Below are 637 nucleotides of genomic sequence, written 5' to 3'. Positions count from 1 at the left end.
GGCTTAATTTCGACAGGTCAGTCTGCTGGTCTGCCGGTTTATCAGCATCGCTTCTGATTTCGATAGTCCCCGGCGCGATTGCTGACTGGGTAGTGCTGGTGTCGCTGCCGGATACGGGGAGACCTAGTTTGGGTTGAAGGCCATTATCAGTGAAATTTAAGTTACCTATCCCATAGCCTATTCCTGCGCTGCTAGCTCTATACTCGGCCTTATTCTCAATATCCGAATATGTCAACGTTCCGGTAGAAAGCTTGTTCTGGCCCGTTGCAGCCTTGCTGGCAATGACGGCGCCTTTCAGGTCGGTATTGCCTTCCACATAGATATCAAATCCTCCGTCACCGGCAAAGATTCCTGTCTGTTCATTGACACTGCTATAGTTGGACTTAATGTTTCTCTCATAGGTCGAGACTTTTCCTCCAACTCCTTTGGCGCTGTTGTAGTTGATGGAACCGCCTGCTGATTTATTTTTCTCTCTGTAAGTCTCCCTATCCTGCAAGCTTTCCAAATTCAGGTTCCGGCCCACATTCATACTGATGCTTCCGCCATGAGCCTGAGCGCCGATCAAACTCGTATCCCGGCCGGAGATAATGCTGAGATTGGTATTGCCTTTGACCATGGTTTCTGTCCAGTTTATGGC

At 49.1% G+C, this 637-nt stretch carries 1 protein-coding gene; it reads right to left on the bottom strand.

Annotated features, from left to right (window positions below):
• The coding region (locus tag ALO_RS15920) for a hemagglutinin repeat-containing protein (protein WP_004097848.1) at positions 1-637 on the bottom strand (637 nt) is incomplete at both ends.

Source organism: Acetonema longum DSM 6540 (assembly GCF_000219125.1).
Lineage (GTDB): Bacteria > Bacillota > Negativicutes > Sporomusales > Acetonemataceae > Acetonema > Acetonema longum.
The sequence above is the reverse complement of the archived record's forward strand: the minus strand, read 5'-3'. Positions and strand labels throughout refer to the sequence as shown.